Annotated in this window: 13 protein-coding genes; 3 read left to right on the forward strand and 10 right to left on the reverse strand. The window is 63.7% G+C overall.

From position 1 onward, the window contains the following. Positions 1-228 precede the first annotated feature (228 nt). The 6 genes from SO180_RS39220 to SO180_RS39245 all read right to left on the reverse strand — a co-directional run bounded on the left by SO180_RS39220 (position 229) and on the right by SO180_RS39245 (position 8,606). The gene (locus SO180_RS39220) at positions 229-657 is read right to left on the reverse strand and encodes a hypothetical protein (RefSeq protein ID WP_449384141.1); all 429 of its coding nucleotides are present in this window, start codon (positions 655-657) and stop codon (positions 229-231) included. 119 nt (positions 658-776) lie between these two features. Further along, positions 777-1,016: a hypothetical protein gene (locus SO180_RS39225; protein WP_449384142.1), complete on the reverse strand. Its 240-nt coding sequence runs from the start codon at positions 1,014-1,016 to the stop codon at positions 777-779. A 280-nt stretch (positions 1,017-1,296) separates the two neighbouring features. Then, on the reverse strand, positions 1,297-2,784 hold the full coding sequence (locus SO180_RS39230) for an apiosidase-like domain-containing protein (protein WP_449384143.1): 1,488 nt from the start codon (positions 2,782-2,784) through the stop codon (positions 1,297-1,299). A 269-nt stretch (positions 2,785-3,053) separates the two neighbouring features. After that, positions 3,054-3,851: an adenylate/guanylate cyclase domain-containing protein gene (locus tag SO180_RS39235; protein ID WP_449384144.1), complete on the reverse strand. Its 798-nt coding sequence runs from the start codon at positions 3,849-3,851 to the stop codon at positions 3,054-3,056. A 211-nt stretch (positions 3,852-4,062) separates the two neighbouring features. Beyond that, positions 4,063-7,002 (reverse strand): AAA family ATPase, encoded by a 2,940-nt coding sequence (locus tag SO180_RS39240; protein WP_449384145.1) that lies wholly within the window; start codon positions 7,000-7,002, stop codon positions 4,063-4,065. Further along, positions 6,999-8,606, reverse strand: a complete 1,608-nt coding sequence (locus SO180_RS39245; protein WP_449384146.1) for a hypothetical protein — start codon at positions 8,604-8,606, stop codon at positions 6,999-7,001. The genes SO180_RS39240 and SO180_RS39245 overlap by 4 nt, the downstream gene beginning before the upstream one ends. A 737-nt stretch (positions 8,607-9,343) precedes the next feature. On the opposite strand from SO180_RS39245, the gene SO180_RS39250 reads away from it, so the two are divergent. From SO180_RS39250 to SO180_RS39260, 3 genes are all read left to right on the forward strand, one after another. Further along, entirely contained in the window at positions 9,344-10,066 is a 723-nt protein-coding gene (locus SO180_RS39250; RefSeq protein WP_449384147.1) for a winged helix-turn-helix domain-containing protein, read from the forward strand. Between the two features lie 342 nt (positions 10,067-10,408). After that, entirely contained in the window at positions 10,409-11,755 is a 1,347-nt protein-coding gene (locus tag SO180_RS39255) for an FAD-dependent monooxygenase family protein (protein ID WP_449384148.1), read from the forward strand. 31 nt (positions 11,756-11,786) lie between these two features. Next, positions 11,787-13,163: an FAD-binding oxidoreductase gene (locus SO180_RS39260; protein ID WP_449384149.1), complete on the forward strand. Its 1,377-nt coding sequence runs from the start codon at positions 11,787-11,789 to the stop codon at positions 13,161-13,163. A 117-nt stretch (positions 13,164-13,280) separates the two neighbouring features. On the opposite strand, the gene SO180_RS39265 is transcribed toward SO180_RS39260, so the two are convergent. The 4 genes from SO180_RS39265 to SO180_RS39280 all read right to left on the reverse strand — a co-directional run bounded on the left by SO180_RS39265 (position 13,281) and on the right by SO180_RS39280 (position 16,506). Continuing rightward, on the reverse strand, positions 13,281-13,520 hold the full coding sequence (locus SO180_RS39265) for a DUF3551 domain-containing protein (protein ID WP_449384150.1): 240 nt from the start codon (positions 13,518-13,520) through the stop codon (positions 13,281-13,283). Between the two features lie 206 nt (positions 13,521-13,726). After that, on the reverse strand, positions 13,727-14,434 hold the full coding sequence (locus SO180_RS39270; protein WP_449384151.1) for a fumarylacetoacetate hydrolase family protein: 708 nt from the start codon (positions 14,432-14,434) through the stop codon (positions 13,727-13,729). Beyond that, positions 14,427-15,485 (reverse strand): gentisate 1,2-dioxygenase, encoded by a 1,059-nt coding sequence (gene gtdA, locus SO180_RS39275; RefSeq protein WP_449384153.1) that lies wholly within the window; start codon positions 15,483-15,485, stop codon positions 14,427-14,429. The genes SO180_RS39270 and gtdA overlap by 8 nt, the downstream gene beginning before the upstream one ends. After that, positions 15,442-16,506, reverse strand: coding sequence for an MFS transporter (locus SO180_RS39280; protein WP_449384152.1), 1,065 nt, complete (start codon positions 16,504-16,506; stop codon positions 15,442-15,444). The genes gtdA and SO180_RS39280 overlap by 44 nt, the downstream gene beginning before the upstream one ends. Positions 16,507-16,542: the final 36 nt, after the last annotated feature.

The raw sequence follows: 16,542 nt of genomic DNA on the forward strand, positions 1-16,542 counted from the left end.
GAACTCGCTTTCCACGGCATCCACACCTCCCGCAGAACAAAAGCGGAAAGTGTAACCCATGTGTCCGGTACGTACCGTCACCTATGTCTCAGGCTGCTCACAAGGATTTGGGGCGGCTTCTCGCGCTTCGCCTTTTCCTCCACCAACGAAACAACCAACCCTAGGTTCTTGCCCGGTGCCGAATGCGTTCCGCCGCTTCGAACGCGCGGCATTGGCGGGCCGCCCCTTTCAAAACAGTCTCTGCGCTGGTTTGCACTCGCCATTGAATTTCTTGAGACCATCGCGTTCAATGAACTGAGCAATCAACGCACCGGTTACGCGGTTGAGCGTGACGCCGCCTTTGTCCGGATCCGTTGAAGCGACCGTTACCCCCGACAAATCTCCGGACATCGTCCATTTCACGTCATTTATCATCAAAGTCTGTTTGCCAATATCAACAGCGACCGCAATGGAAGACCTCTCGCCTACTCGGTTGACCTGTTTGCCTTGATGGATCACTTCAACTGTTCCCCAGCATGACAACAGCTGTTCGTCAGCCTTTGCGTTGGCGGAAGCGATGAGTGCAAAAACGGATACCAAGACCAATAGCGCCGCGCGCTTGGTAGGTGAGGCGTCAATATCCAGGGACGCGACAGATGCGGCAGTCAGATCGTCCATGAGAACCTCCCGAAAAGCACCGACCTAGGTCAGTGAGCGCCTTGGTCATGGTCAGGCAGGCAATTGCTCGCGCACTCGACGACCATCTCGCGTTCAAGGGAGAACCGAGATGGCCCTACTCATTGCTCACCGCGGGGGCCCTTATCCTCAGTCTCCTCGATCAGCATGTCGAGTTGACTCGCTAGATCGCTCAAGCTCTCAAAGTCACCTTGGCGCAAGGCGGCATCCTTGGCCAACTTCAGCCATTCGCTGGCGAGTTGCAGCCAAGCTTCCTTATCGATCGGATCGTCTGCCTGCCTCGCAGATTTGCAGCATTCCTCGGCCTTCCAGCGGAACCGATTTGCGGTACTCTCGGACATGACGGGCACCCCCGCGTGTCCCCACCCGAGCGGTGCACGCTAGGCCGACACCGACGAGGGTTATTGAGCCAAATCAAGGAGCATCGGGATATCGCCTATCGGCCCGCTTCGCACGCTTTGGCCCCCTGTCGGCTGATTGACGTAAACCGGACTCGTTGCGCTCAAAGCGAGTTATTCCGAGTCTGCCCCCAAAGGCGACGTTGCCCTTGAGCGGCCAGTAGTAAGCCCAAAGGCCGCAAGTCGTGGCCGCGGCAGAAGAAGAAGACTTGGCAATTGCCCCTCAGGGCGGAGGCGACGCTTCGAGCACCAAGACCCAGTCGCCTTCACCAGATTTGTTGACTCCCGAAGGAGTGAACCGCCTGCTCCCCTCATTGGCGAAAGGAGATCCCGTCACGTCCGTGTACTCTCCACTCGTGGGATCGTACCAGCGAGCCGTCGCCGTGCCCGCGAGCCTGGACATGTCGACCGTGATGGTCCGAATTGATGGCATGTAAACGATCACCAGCGAGCCATTGGGTGTTCGGGCAGCCGTCGCGCAAGTGTTGCTTGTGATGTATCCAATGCCCCAATACTTTCGGAAACGACCGAGCGCCCTTGACATCAGCGAGTCTTGGTCATGGCCAGCGTACGCCATGAATTTTCCGACAGCACACGAAAAGTAGTCATAGCCAGCAGTCACGACTGCGTGGGTTTGATCGGGCACCAGATCATACCATCTTCGCGAGGCGAAAAGCTTTTCCATGTGGCTTAGCTGGATTACGCCCGACGTATCCAGCTTGGCTTCCCATCCCTTCCGAAGCTGCCAGGAGTGGGCGCTGCCATAAAGCTGTCCCGCGGCGCCGCTGAGCATCGACCAATACTCTTGTTGTCGCAAGTTTCGCGTAGAACTGTCACCAGTGAGTTGCCCCTCGAACTCGTAGTTGGCTTCCACCATGAAGACGGGCTTGAAGTTCGCGCGATTGTATTCAGTTAGAACCTGCGCATAGGTGGGAAAGTAGGTGTATGCCGCATCGAGCTCGATGAGGGGCGCCCATGAATCGTCGTCCAGAGAACCGCTGGTCGTATAGTTGAGCTCGACCGTATGGATGTGGTTTTTATCGATGCTTCTGATCCCGCGTGCGACGGCCTTCACTAAATCGTCGTCGGCAGCATTTTGCCATGACTGCAGGTCGTTACCATGCATCCAGACAAGGTTGGGAAAATCCTTGTAGCGACTTCCCAAATATTGCCCGTACGCGAATGCTTTGGACTTGCCGTTCTTTCGGAGGAAATCCAGCCAGCTGATCGTCTCGATGGGGTCCAGGAGTACGACCGTGCCGTGATCCGCCGCAATGCGGAGCATATCGTCGACCCGCTGAAAGTACGCCGGATTTGGTGTTGCAAGGTCGCCCGGAACCAGAAAAGGTGCAATTCCATCAAACGTCTTTGCCTCTATGTTGCAACTCGCTTCAGTGAAAATGCAAAGCAGGTTGATCCAAAGCGTGTTGATGCCATAGCTCCGACGATTGACCATAAAAGCCGCCGCCTCGCTCTGCGACAAACTGGTGATCAATTGTTGTGGGGAGTCTCCGACCATCAGGAACGGAGTGTTTTTCTGGTCGACGAGATAGCGGTTGTTGCGGCTTGCTTTGAGTGGATAAACAGGACCGCCAGGAGATCCAGATCCGGAGATTGGAGGGTACATCGGAGCTTCTTGCGCAAGAAGGCAAGGCATCGGCCCGATAAATAGGGCTCCTCCCAACAGCGCTCTGGCTACAGAACGAAGCATTTGTCACTGATCCAATCATGCATCGCAGCATCAACGATCAAACTATGTTCTTCGGATGATCATATCACGCTGGAAGCGCGTGGGCGGCGACTGTCCGCTTATCGCTCGCGCATGCGGTCTGGACATCCATCATCGACACGCTCCTCAACTTTTGAAGAGTTCGGTAAGGAGCACGGTGACAATGCACTCAATAACCCCGCCGCTTTCGCAGGTTCGAAGGCGCACGAATTAAGTGCACCGTAATTCCCAGCGCCCCTCCCGAAGGCCCCTTAATCTTCGACCCGGAACAGCCGCCATCGCTCGGGCACGCCTTTGAGCTGGTGAACGCCGTGATCCCTGAAGCGGATTTGCGCGTGCGACGCGAGCAGGTCCTTGACCGCGCTCGAGACCAGGACTTCACCGGCGCGCGCTTTCGCGGCGATGCGCGTGCCGATGTGAAAGGCAAGACCGACCATTTCGCCCCCGCTCACCGTGTACTCGCCCGCATGCAGCCCTACCCTGATCTCGAGCCCGAGCGTGCGCACGGCCTTTTGGATCGCTGTCGCGCAATTGACCCCGGCAGCCGGCGCCTTGAACGTCGCCAGCACTCCGTCCCCCGTCGTCACGACCTCCTTTCCGCGCGCCGTCTTCAGCTCTTTGCGCACGGCCGCGTAATAGTGGCCCATCACCTTTGTCCAACGCGCATCGCCGAGCTTTGCAGCCTTTTCGGTGGAGCGGACGATATCGACGATCAGGATCGTGGCGAGCGCCTGTTTGAGCTCGGTGCCGCGCTCGACGGATCTGCGCCGGAGCGCAATCGGCCCGGCCAGCGGTTCGTAACGATGGTTGCGGCGCCGCGCGATCGCGGCTTTTGCATAGTCCTGGGCACGCTGCGCCGTGCCGCAACGAACTGTTTTCTCTCTCGGCGCAAGCGTCCAGTAAACCTTCCGCCCGTCTCCGGCGCCATGGACTTCCACGGCGCCCCACTTCAGGAAAACCGCCGAGCCAACGCGCCGAACACACCACGCCTTCGACGTGTATCCGGAAACGTTCGACTGATGGACTCCGATGCGAAGGAATTTTGGCATGAACGTACGGCCATTCGCAGGAACGTTTGGGAAAGCCTGCTTCAAAACGTAATCGTACACCCCTGCGTTGGCAACCGCGCCGCCTGACCGACGATCTCCGACAAAGGCGACGAAAGGGCGTTGCGCGCCGCTGTGGCGATCATGCCTCAAGCGCGCTTGGCGCCGTCTGCCGGGCCGGGCGACGGAGGCATTGGCAATACGCCCCAGCCATTCACGCCGACGACGGCACGGCCTCCGCCAAATACTGCGCAAACAGGCGCTCGCCGTTTTGCGCGGCGCGACGCTCCTGTTCGGCGACCTCAGCGCGGGCTTCGTCGTGGCGACCGAGCTCGATCAGCGCCTGCGCGCGGAGCGCACCGAACCAGGTCTGCCAGGTCTCGAAGCCAGTGGCCTTCCAGGCGGCGATGCCCTCGTCGAGGCGCGCAAGGCCGCTCTCCACCGCGCCGTCCTGAATGTCGGCCCAGCCGAGCGCGACGTCGGCGAAGGCGACGAATTCCGGAAAGCCCATCTCGACGCAGAACGGGCGGCAGCGCGTCGCCCAGTCGCGGGCGGTCGCGACGTCGTCGCGCAGCATCGCGACGATGAAATTGGCGAGCATGGAAAAGCCGCGTGAATGCGGTTGGCCGAGCGCTTCCGCAAGCGGCACCGCGTCCCGTGCATGAGCCGCGCCGGCCTCGCCCACGCCCGTCATCGCGCAGGCGATGCCGAGATAGAAGCGGCCGAATACGCCGAAATCCATCATGTAGTGCGGATAGAGCGGCGCGTGGCGCTCCGGCCGGTAGAGCCCGACCGTCTCGCTCAGGCGTTTGCGCGCTTCCATCGCGTCGCCGAGATGCAGCCGGATCATGCCGTTCATGTTGCCGGCCGCGAGCGTGTGCTCTTCGCTGGGGTCTCGGGCCTTCATCGCATCGAGCGCTTCGGCGAGCGGCAGCGCGGTTGCAAATTCGGCCTTGCCCCAGTGATACAGCGCAAGGCCATAGGTGATGCGAAACAAGGACGGCGTGTCGGGCAGCGCGCGGCAGGTGTCGTAGGCGCGCCGCTGCACGGCGCCGAAGTCGGGACTGCCGGGGCCCTTCATCACCATCTGGGCCGGGCCGAGCACGGCGAGCAGGCCGAGCTCCTCGCGCCTGCGCGCCTCGTCATCGGGCTGGTCGGCGAGCGCATCGAGACCGGCCTGCAACAACGCCGCCGCCTCCTGCGCGCTGCCGCGCCCGATCGCGGCGCCGCCCGCGCGCAGCCACCATCCGGCGGCCGCATGCGGCTTGCCGCCGAGGGTGAAATGACGGGCGACAATCTCCGGCTCGCGCTCGGCGATCTCAGTGAAGTCCGAGATCAGTCGCTGCGCGACACGTTCGTGCAGCTCGCGCCGCGGCCGCGCGAGCAGCGAGGCGTAGGCGGCATCCTGGATCAGCGCATGCTTGAAACTGAGGTTCTCGCCCGGCCCCTGGCCGACCAGGCCGGAGGCGAGGATTGCCTGCAGGGGCCCGTCGAGCTCGTCAAGGGACTGCTCCGTCACCGCGGCGAGCAACGCGGGCGCGAACTCGCGCCCGATCACGGCGCAGACCTGGATCACGCGCCGGGCCGGGCCGAGTCGATCAAGGCGCTCGGTCAACAGGTCGGAAAGGGTTTCGGGCAGATCGCCGCGGCGGATACGATCCGGCGACTCCAGCATCATGCGCGTCATCTCTTCGACGAACAGCGGCACGCCGTCGGTCTTCGCGACGATGCGCGACACGTCGGTGGGCGACAGCCCGATGTCGCGCCCGATCGCTTCGGCAAAACGGGAAGAATCGTCCGCCGTCAACCGGTCGACCGCGAGGGTGGTCACGCTCTCGCGCGCGGCCCATTCGAGCCGTGATCCGGGTCGCGTGGTCGCGATCATCATCAGGGGTGCGGCGGGGTTTGCCTCGACGAAGCCGGAGAGGAAATCGAGCGAGGTGGGATCGGCCCAGTGCAGATCCTCATAGACGACGACCAGCGGCTTCTCACGCGCTTGCGCGACCATGAGCTCCTGCAGGATCGCGAGCGTGCGCGCGCGCTGCTCGGGCGGGCTCATGCGGACGGGGGGCACGTCCTCGCCGGCGATGCCGAGCAGGCTCGCGAGCAGCGCCGGCGCTTCGGGATCGGCCACCGGCCGGCCGTCGAGAAACACGCGCAGCTTGTGGAGCCGCACGCCGTCTTCGTCATGGGCCGCGATGCCGCACTGACGCTGCAGCAGATCGATGTGGGGATGCAGCACGGTGTTGGCGAGCGCGGCATTGCATTGCAAATTGACGGTCTGGAACGCGGCCTCCGGCGCGGTCTCGTCCAGCACGTGCGCAAGGCGCGACTTGCCGATGCCGGCTTCGCCGACGAGATTGATGAACTGCGCCGATCCCCCGCACGCCGCGTCGAACAGGCGCCGAAGCGCATCGCGCTCGACATGGCGATTGATGAGCGGAGCGCGGGCGATATCGAGCCGCCGCTCGAAGCGGCTGCGGCCGGCGCGAATCCCGGTGGGCACGAACGCCGCGATCGGCTCGGCGAACCCCTTCAGCGTTTGCGGCCCGAGCGCGCGAGCCTCGAACACACCCTCGACCAGGCGCGCGGTCGACTGCGCCATGATGACCTCGCCCGGCGCAGCCAGCGACTGCAACCGTCCGGCAATGTTGAGCGCCGCGCCGGTGAAATTGTCCTCGATGCGTGCGGTGGCCGCATTGCCCTGCCCGACGATCACACCGGTGGCGATGCCGACGCGGACCTGAAGCGGCGTGCCGGCGACCGCAGGCGCAAGCCGCGCGACCTTGTCGACGATGGCAAGACCGGCGCGAACCGCACGCTCGGCGGCGTCCTCATTGGCGATCGGGTAGCCGAAGCAGACCACCACGCCGTCGCCGAGATGATGCAGGATGAAACCGCCGAAGCCGTCGACGGTCTCGCGGATGGCCATGCGATAGGCGGCGAGGCCGTCGAGCAGCTCTTCGGGATCGCGCCCGTCGATCATCTGGGTCGAGCCGACGAGATCGGCGAACAGCACGGTCATGCTGCGGCGTTCGCCAAGCGCAAGCCGGACCGTCACCGGCTTCGCCTCGGCAATCCGCGCGCCGCAGGCGCCGCAGAACTTGACGCCCTCGCCGAGCGGCGTGCCGCACTGGGTGCAGAAGGCGGTCAATGGACCGGTGTCCGCTTCGGCAGCAGGGTAAAACCCTGGCTGCTCGCCTGCGCGGTGCCGATGGCGAACATCAGGAGCATGTCATAGTCGAGCCCCCGTGGCATCTGCGTGAGGGCGCGGTGAACCGCCTGCGGATCGACCGGCTTTGCGGGATTGGGCGCGAAACGCACGAACGGCAGCGCCGTCATGCTCGCAGTAGAGACGGCCGCGGGAAGCAGCAGCGCGGGCAACAGATTCTGCGGCTGGTTGCCCGGACGGTTCTGATACCACTGCGCCCATTGCGGGCCGCCCGGTGTGTAGAGGCAGAACGGCTTTCCGTCCGGCGGCAGCGACGCAATGATCGGCGAGGGATACATCCGCGCCGGGACCAGACTTTGGGCGGTGCCATGGCAGCTCAGGCAGGCGGACGCATGGAAGCCGCCGGAGACATCGGTATGCTTGACGTCCGGCGAGTCGCAATCGGCGTCGGTCTTGAGCTGGCCGCGCTGCACGCCCTCCACCAGGATCACGCCGTGGCGCTGGGCGATGTCGATCGGGCCCGACATGCGCCCGCCCCATCCGAGGGTGGCCTCGGTGTAGGCAGGCGCCTTCGGATTGCGCCAGAACTGCGTGAGCGCCGTGCCGGGCGGATGACCTTCCGGATAATGATCGAATTGCGGATCATTGCCCCAGGTGGCGCCGAGCGGCACCAGCTGGTCCCAGGCGCCCGTGCCCTTGGGCACATCCTTGTCGTAAACGAAGGTCGCAAACACCCAGCCCGTCTCCGGCGCCGCGTCGGTGTCCTTGACGATGATGTCGAACTGCATCACGCGCAGGTCCGTCACTTGCAACGTGTAGGGCGCGTTCGAGCCGTGCAGGCGATGGTCGAGGATCTCCTTGAGCGGCGGCCGATACACGCGCCAGATCGCGGCGCCATCGACCACCGGCCAGTCGGCCGGCGTCGCCGCCACGCCGCCCGCCTTCACTACGAGCCCGCCCTCGGGGAAGCTCGCGGCAGTGATATCGGGGACGCCCACGTCCTTCCAGATCTTGCTCAGCATCGTCGCCGCCATGCGGTCGTAGTAGACGATGGTGTGGTTTTCGGTGTCGCTCTTGAGCCCGCTGTTGGTCTCGCTCGCGCCAAGGATGATCTGCCCGGTGAAGGCACCGAGGATCGGATCACGTCCGCTGTCATAGTCGCCGGGCGCGTCGGCCGGCCCCATCCAGGGCATGTCGTACCAGCCGTTCGAGGCCGGATCCCATTGCGCGGGCGCCTCGATCATCTTGCGCAGCGACGGCGCGACATAGTCCTTCAGCCGCGCCATGTAGTCGGCGGCGTTGGCAACGGTGATGGGGCCCTTCGGCTTGACGTCGCGCCACGACCGCTCGGGCGGCTGCGCCGGATAGTCGTGGCTCAGCTTGCGGAACTTGTAGGGTCCCTCGAACGGCGGCGGGTTGGAGTCCGCTGGCGGGTAGACGCCGAAATTGGACGCGAACGGATCAGGCGCGTCGGCCGCGAATGCCGCCGCGGGCATGAGCGCAGGTATCAGTGCAAGTTTCAGCGTCAGCGTCGTGGCGGCCTTGGCGACGACCGCCCAGCTCGACCGGGATTCAGACCGCGGCATGTGCACCCCCTCGTGCCCATGGGACTGCTGCTCAAGCGCGCATGCCTGCAGGACACGGCTTCCGGCGTTCAATCTGAACCCGAGACCCCGTTTGCGCAAGCGCGCCGGCGAACGCCCCCATTAAATTTGCAGAGCTTTGGAATTTGCAGAAATTTGAAGCCTTGCCGAAACGGCCCTGCCGGGACGATTGACACGTTCAGAAACAAATACGCCGCCCCCAGCGGACGAGGCCTAGCATGGGATTACCCGAAGACTTGTGACATCCTTCACAATTCGGCGAGGGTTTGGCGGCTGACGTCGGAGACGCCTGGCATCGACCTCCGGCGCGGCGCCATGATCCTCGACGACCGCGTGACCCCAAAGTTGATGGTCGGTGGGCTGCTCGCGATCTCCGGCGTCGCCATCACACCAGTGAGATCGAGCGCTCGACCAATTTGAAAACCCGGAAGTCGCGCCGTGCCCAGCGTCGGCGTGGTGACGCGAGAAAATGCCGACGCTGCGAAATGTCAGGCGAGGCGCTTCAACATCCGTATCAAGCCGGAACTTGAAGCCGGAACTTGAAAGCCGGAACTTGGCGCCAAGCGGGAACCCGCCATCGACTGCGATCAACGCGTCGTGAAATATGAAGCAGCTCACAGTCCTAAATCGACGTCCGGGTGACCCGGGGCGAAGAATTCCGGCCGTCGATTTGGGGGCGATGAGATCGGAAGTGCGCCTGATGACTGACGGGAAAAGACATGAACCAGGAGATCGGAGCGACAGGCTATGTCCTGATCGTCAACAATGATCCATTGATGCGGCAGGCGGTGAGCAGCTACTTTTCCGACCACAATTTCCGCACCAGCTGCTCGTCCGACTGGAGCGAGCTGAACTGCACCCGAACGCTTCCCAGCTTGATCATCATGGACCAGCCAAACGGCCTGCATGACGGGCTGGATCGACTGCGATCCATCCGGTCGAAATCAGATGTTCCAGTCATCGTCACCGGCAACCGCGCCGACGAGGTTGATTCTGTCGTCAGCCTCGAACTTGGCGCCGACGACTACATCGTAAGGCCCAGTCCCGGAGAATTGCTCGCACGTGCCCGCGCGATACTGCGACGCCGGGAAATGTCGCGTTCAGCGCAAAGTCGTGTACGGGAAGGCGGCGGCTACAGGTTCAATGGCTGGCGGCTTGAGCGCTATGGCCGACGTCTCGTAGACCCCCTCGAAACACCGGTCTCGCTAACCAAAGGCGAGTATGCCCTGTTGCTGGCGTTCCTCGAAGCACCTGAACGCCCCCTTTCGCGTGAGCATCTTCTGAATGCGACGCGGGTTCGTGAAGATATCTTCGATCGGAGTGTCGATGTTCAGGTCCTGCGGCTACGGCGCAAGTTGGAGATTGATCCGAATGCACCGCCCATGATCCGGACCGAACGTGGCGTCGGCTATGTTTTTGCCCTGCCGGTCGAGCGCTTTTGACCAATTCTTCCCGCCGGCCATGTGAGGCCCCGCCTCGATGGCGACGCCGGCAGAAAGACGCGTGCTGCGTTGGGAGCAATGGCGTTGCTCAAATCTCCTTTCGCAAACGGACCCGATGTGATTTTGCCGGGCGCACGTTGTTGCGCCTTGTAGCCGAGCCTGTGAGTCATCTTGCAGACGGTGCGTTCGTTGCCATGAACCACCTCGCTACGGCTGTAACGCAATGCGCAGTCCCTGAAATTCTTCCGTAGCGCGTCTCGCTCATCCTGCGGGCGGCTCGCTCAGCTTCGCCTCGGCCGAAGCTTGTGGCGACCGACATCGTAACCATCGGGAGCCCTACGCATGTCAAATCCGATACTCAAGCAAGCTGTCGTCATCGGTGCGGGGATGGGAGGTCTTGCTGCGGCAAAGGCTGTCGCGCCGTACTTCGAAAAGGTCACGGTGTTCGATCGTGACGCGCTGCCGGACGTGCCAGCGCCTCGCTTCGGCACGCCGCAGGCATGGCACACGCATGGGCTGCTCGCGGGCGGACACCGGGCACTCGAATTTCTGTTTCCTGGCATCGAGCACGATCTCATCGAGGCTGGCGCCATTCGGATACGCGTTCGGCGCGACATGCGCCTTGAAGCGCCGGGCTTCGATCCTTTCCCGCAGCGCGACCTCGGCTTCGATCAATTCGGCATGTCGCGTGCCGCGCTCGAGCACGTCTGTCGTCGGCGGGTCGAACGTATCGGGCATATCGAGTTCAGGCCGCGCACGCGTGTAACAGAAGTCATTGCCTCGCACGACAATCGTGCGGTGACGGGAGTGCGCTTTGACGACATGCGCGGGAGGGAGGGAGGCCTCGCTGCGGATCTGGTCGTCGACGCCTCGGGGCGGGCTTCGCCAACGCTTCGCTTGCTCGAAGCGATCGGCTCGGCGAAACCGGCAGCGATCGAGATCGGCATCGATCAGGCCTACGCGACGGCCATCTTCGAAAAGCCCGACGACGCTCCGACGGATTGGCTCGGCATGGTGCACGTGCCGATGCCGCCGGCCAGCAGCCGCCTCGCGATCATCATGCCCATAGAGGGGCAACGATGGAGCGTCTCGCTTTGCGTAAATCACGGCGAGGCGGCGCCCGGCGACATTGACGGGTTCATGGCTTTCGCCAAGTCGCTCCGCCGTCCCACCGTCTACGATGCGATCCGCGGCGCGAAGCAGATCGGCAACATCGAGCGGTTCGGAATGCCGTGCAGCGTGCGGCGCGCTTTCGACAAGCTCGACCGTTTCCCTCGCGGGTTGATCCCGCTCGGGGATTCGATCTGCCGCTTCCCTCCGGTCCAGGGCCAGGGGATGTCCGTCGCCGCGCAGGAGGGCTGCGTTCTGGCGACCCTGCTCGAGTCGCGCTGCCGACTCACCGATCCGCTCGATGGCCTCGCGGAAGCCTACGTCCGCGACATCCAGCCGCTTCTCGAAACCCCATGGACCGTCGCGATGGACGATCTCGTTTATCCGCAGACGCGCGGTGTGCGGCCGCCGGACCTCGAAGCGAGGATGCAATACGCGCGCGCGCTCATGCGGCTCGCAGCCGAGGATTACGAGACGGACAGGATCGTCTGCGAAGTACGGGGGCTCCGCAGGCCGCAAAGCGCGCTGCGCGCACCCGAGCTGGCAAGCCGCGTCAAGTCCACGATGGCGGCTGCGTAGGCCTTTTTCGAAATCGCAAGTGGAGGAATTAATGAACGTCATGAACAAATCGACCGCTTCCGACCCAGCCGCGGAACTGGGTGCGAAGATGCAGGGACGAATCGTGGCACGGGGCGACGGCGACTATGCCCGCACGCGGCGGGTATGGAACGGCGCCGTCGAGAACCAGCCAGCGTTATTTGCAGTGTGTGAGACGTCCGCGGACGTGCAAGCGGCGGTGCGGAGTGCGCGTCGGCACGGAGTTCCTCTGTCGGTACGCGGCGGAGGTCATGACTGGGCGGGCCGCGCCTTATGCCCGAACGGACTCGTCGTCGACCTCGGCAAGATGAGGCAAGTCATCGTGGATCCGCACGCTCGAACAGCGACCGTCTCCGGCGGCGCAAGGATCAAAGACGTGGCTGCCGCCGCGGGTTTCTACGGTCTGGTTGCGGCATTGGGCAACTGCGGTGAGGTCGGCGTCACCGGCCTCACCCTGGGCGGCGGCTACGGCCCTCTGAACGGTCGGTACGGCCTGGCGGCGGATAATTTGCTGGGTGCCGAGGTGGTGCTCGCGGACGGGCGGCGCATAACGACCGGACCGGATGCGGAGCCCGAGCTGTACTGGGCGCTACGCGGCGGCGGCGGCAACTTCGGCGTTGTCACCTCCATGCGGATCCGGTTGCATGGAGCGCGCCGCATGCTCGCGGGATCGATCGTTTATCCCTGGACCGAAGCCGAGTCAGTGCTGCGCCGCTACGCGGCGTTCGCGGAAACCATGCCTGACGAACTCGGTGTGTCAGCGATCATGACATCCGGTCCGGATGGCCAGCCCGCGCTCATGCTGTCGCCGCTGTGGAACGGCGACCAACATCGAGGGGAACGCATCATCGGTGACCTCCAGGCCCTTGGAGCGCCGCAATTCGCACAGCTTGGGCCGATGACCTATACTGACATGCTCGCCCCGTTTGATGCCTGGGTGGCCGAAGCGGCTGGCTGCCACTGGGAGATCCGGACGCGCTCGCTGCCCACGCTCATGCCCGGCGCTATCGATACGATCATTAGCGCAGTCGCCCGCAAGACGTCGCCCCGCACTGCCATCGCTTTTCACCACTTCCACGGCGCGGCCACGCGCATTCCGGCGGATGCGATCGCCTTCGGCTTGCGCCAGGAACATTTCATGGTGGAGATCATCGCCGGTTGGGAGCCCGATGGAAGCAACGGCGCGGAGCACAGGCAATGGGCGCAGAACCTTTGCAGGAGCCTCGCCCCGTTCGCCTTGCCGGGTGGCTACGCCAACCTGTTGGGGCCGGATGACCGCGAACAGGCGGCGACGGCTTATGGCGACAATGGCGCCCGGCTCTGCGCCCTCAAGCGTCGCTTCGATCCCGATCGGGTCTTCGCGTCTGCGATCCCGCTGCCGGAGAGATAGATCCGTTCGATCGGGAACCCATGTTGCAGCTGTAACCACCGGCGGCTTGCCGTGGCCCCTTACTCCTTAGAGTGCCCTACTCAGCGCCATTGAACCGTTACGCGTCCCACGGCTTCCTCAATATTGGTGGACTTTCTTGGGATGCGATGCGCGCTGCTTGAAGAGATGGTGCCTGTTCATATCGCAGTACGTGTTCCACCGGCCGGAAGCTGAAGCCAGGCACTGCTCTCTTGTCTGGTAAGAACAGTCACCTGAGGCGCCAAGCCCTCCGCCAAAGACGCACCAGGGATAATCGTGTGCCGCATGAGCGGTGGTGACGGCTGCCAATAACGTCAGTGCGACCAGGATCGTGCGCATCGTTGCTCCAATGGAAAGCAGGGCGAATATGATGGCGGTGAGCGGGCACCGAAACGACAAAGCGACTGTTGAGCTAGATCAAACGTTTCCGGGCACGTAGCCGTTCCCGCAACGCGCCGTTCTGTTGCGCCCTACCGAACATCGCCTCCCAAGCAGCAACGTACGACCTCGTTTCGGAAATGCCCGCCCTGCCGACTTCAGAAGGCCTATTTTACAGGTATCCTGATTTCGCCCAGGCCCTCGATTCCTCCCGTCACCACCTGGCCGCGCTGCACGGGGCCGACGCCTTCCGGCGTGCCCGTCATGATGATATCGCCGGGCTTGAGCGCCATCGACTGCGAGCAGATCGAGATGATGTCCGGCACGGGCCAGATCAGCTTTGAGATGTCGGAATCCTGCTTGAGCGCGCCGTCGACGGCGAGCCAGATGCGCCCGGCGTAGGGATGGCCGACCTCCGAGACCGGTCGCAACGGGGCGATCGGCGCCGACAGATCAAAACCCTTGCCCCAGTCCCACGGACGGCCCTGCTCACGGGCCTGAAGCTGCAGATCGCGGCGCGTCAGATCGATGCCGACGCCGTAGCCCCAGACATGATCGAGCGCGCGCGCGACGGGAATGTCCGCGCCGCCCTGCCCGATCGCGACGATCAGCTCGATCTCGTAGTGGAAGTTGCTGGTCAGAGGCGGATAGGGAACCGTCGTACCATCGTCCACGACCGTGTCGGCAGGCTTCATGAAGAAGAACGGCGGCTCGCGATCGGGATCGCGCCCCATCTCGCGCGCGTGCGCCGCGTAGTTGCGGCCGACGCAGATGATCCGGCGCAGCGGAAAGCGCGCTGTGGCATTGTGGACCGCGACCGAGGCATGAAGCGGCGGCGGCAGGACGAAATCGGAGTGGGTGCTGGTGTTAGGCATTGCCGCGGTCCTCTCGGAAAAGATGCAGGGCTTCCTGAATGGGTCGATCGGAATAGGAGAAAATCACGGCGTCGCCGTCGATCGCCTCGTGACGCACGCGATGCCAGGACGGGACGACGAAGATGTCGCGCTTGCCCCATTCGACCACGATGTCCTCGCCGGATCGCGACGAGATGATGCTGCGTCCCTTGCCCTCGATCGGCACGAACACGGTCGCGTCCGTCGAGCGGTAGACCGCGGTCGCAAAACCCTTCGGCAGGAGCTGGATGAAGGTCGCCATGGTGGCCATGGCGTGATTGCCTGTGATCGGGTTGGTGTAGCGCATCTTGAGACCGTGGCATGCGTCCCAGGCGGCGGCGCGTCGCAAGCGCTCGAGCGACTCGCGCGTTCGCGCATAGGGATAGTTGAACACCGGCGAGGTGCCGCCGCCTCCCCTGTGATCAACGGGAAGCAGGTTATGGCCATAGCGGGCGTCGCTGTCGCCGACCGGGCGGGTGATCGGCTGCTCGTCAACGTCGAGATGTTCGGCGAAGGATGCATCCAGCATCTGAATGACGGGAATATCGAGACCGTCGAGCCAGAACACCGGATCGGAACTGGGGTTGCCATGATCGTGCCAGGCCCAGGGCGGCGTGATGATGAAATCGCCTTCGTGCATGATGGTACGTTCGCCGTTCACCGCCGTGTAGGCGCCCTCGCCTTCGAGGATGAACCGCAGAGCGGATTGCGTATGGCGGTGGGCCGGCGCAACCTCACCCGGCATGACGAGTTGCACGCCGGCATAGAGATCCGTCGTGATTTTCGACTGGCCACGAAGACCGGGATTTTCGAGGACCAGGACCCTCCGCTCCGCCTCCTTGGCGGTGATGAGGCTCCCGGCCTCGAGCATGTATGCGCGGATCTCGTCAAAGCGCCAGGATGCCGGGCGACACGCGCTTCGCGGTTCGGGTGTTACGAGATCGGCCAGTGAGAGCCACAGGGCCGTCAGGTTGCTCTTGTCGATCTTGTCATAGAAGGCGCGCCGCTCTGCCGTGTCGGCCGTTGGCGCCATGATGGCTTGTTGCGACATTTGCCTGTCTCGCTGTTAGTGATGAAGCGTCGCGGCCGACGGCGTGAGCTTGAGCGCCGGCTCGCGTCGGCGAAGCGCGATCACGGCAAGGCCCGCCAACAGGGCCGGTGCTGCCGCCGCCAGAACGACGGACTGCGCATTCCACCCGAAGCCGAGCAGAACACCACCTGCGACCGGACCGATGATCGAGCCGATGCGGCCCACGCCCAACGCCCAACGCCCAACCCACGCCAGTGGCCCGGATCTCAGTCGGATAGAGGCTGGCCGCGAGCGCGTTCATGCCGATCTGCGCGCCGACCACGCCAAAACCGGCGAGGAAGGTCGAGATCATCAGCGTCCACACGCTGGCGGATCCGAAGGCGATACCCGCAATGAAGAGCGCCGAGGCGGAATAGGCGCCGCCGAGCACCAGATACGGATCGAGCCGGTCGACGAAGCGCCCGAGAACGATCGCGCCGACGACGCCTCCGGCGTTCAACACGGCCGTCGAGAGGATCGCGATGTTGAGGGGCAGGCCGCTCGCCTTGAGCAGCGAGGGCATCCAGTTCACGAGGAAGTACATGACGAGCAGGTTCATGAAGAACGCGATCCAGAGCAGCACCGTCATGGATGCGCGGCCTTCTCCGAAAAGCTTCGTCACCGGAAAGCCGGATGTTTGCGAGCCATGCATGACATAGCGGCTCGACGACGAAGGCGAGATGGTCGGATCGAGCCTGACGAGCAAGCCTGCGATCCGGTCGTCGGCAACGTTGCGCGTCATCAGATAGCGGATCGACTCGGGCAGCCAGATGATCAACACGATCAGGGTGACAAGGGGAAGCACGCCGCCCACGACGAAGACCGCTTGCCAGCCGAGCGCACCGATCAGAGGCGCACTGATCACGCCGCCGATCGTCGAGCCCAGCGGAAAGCCGCAGAACATGATGGCGATGAGCAGCGCGCGCATCCGCTTCGGCGCGTATTCGCTGGTCAACGCAATTGGGCATCGCGCCGCCGAGTCCAAGGCCCGTCAGGAAGCGGTAGACAAGGAGCTCGTTCA

The organism is Bradyrhizobium sp. UFLA05-112, assembly GCF_053572325.1.